The organism is Pseudomonas sp. 50_B (assembly GCF_017491625.1).
Taxonomy (GTDB): Bacteria; Pseudomonadota; Gammaproteobacteria; order Pseudomonadales; family Pseudomonadaceae; genus Aquipseudomonas; species Aquipseudomonas danubii.
This window is the reverse complement of the sequence record NZ_JAFGYX010000115.1, coordinates 1-484: the sequence shown is the minus strand read 5'-3', so window position 1 is coordinate 484 and position 484 is coordinate 1. Positions and strand designations below refer to the sequence as shown.

Genomic DNA, 484 nt, shown 5'->3' with positions numbered 1-484 from the left:
GTTGAAGAACTCGGGGTTGCGCGACTGCACGAGCACGAACCAGGGTGTCGCGATCGCGCAGAAGATGACGAGGCCGCTCACGAGGTGCAGGCGTTTCCACAGCGCCCAGTCGCGGGCCGCGAGCGTGTAGAGGACGAGCACGGCGCCCGGCAGGATCAGGCCGATCAGGCCCTTCGACAGCACGGCGAGCGCCATCGCCGCCCAGCAGAGCCACATCCAGCCGCGCTCGGCGCGCTTGCCGATGCCGGGGCGCTGCGCGAGCAGCAGCGCGCAGAGCGTGACCGTCATCCACAGCGACAGCCCCATGTCGAGCGCGTTGAAGTGGCCCATCAGGTTCCAGTACGGCGAGCTCGCGAGCACGAGCGCCGCGAAAAAGCCCGCGCGCGGGTTGAACACGCGCGCGCCGGCGTAGCCGGCGAAGAGCACGCCCGCGAAGCTCGCGAGCGCCGTGTACAGGCGCGCCTGCCATTCGCCGATGCCGAAC

General features: G+C 70.2%; 1 protein-coding gene. It reads right to left on the bottom strand.

The window, feature by feature from the left end:
- Nucleotides 1-484, bottom strand: a 484-nt coding sequence (locus tag J5M73_RS31185; protein ID WP_207816916.1) for a glycosyltransferase family 39 protein, incomplete at both ends; no start/stop codon positions are given.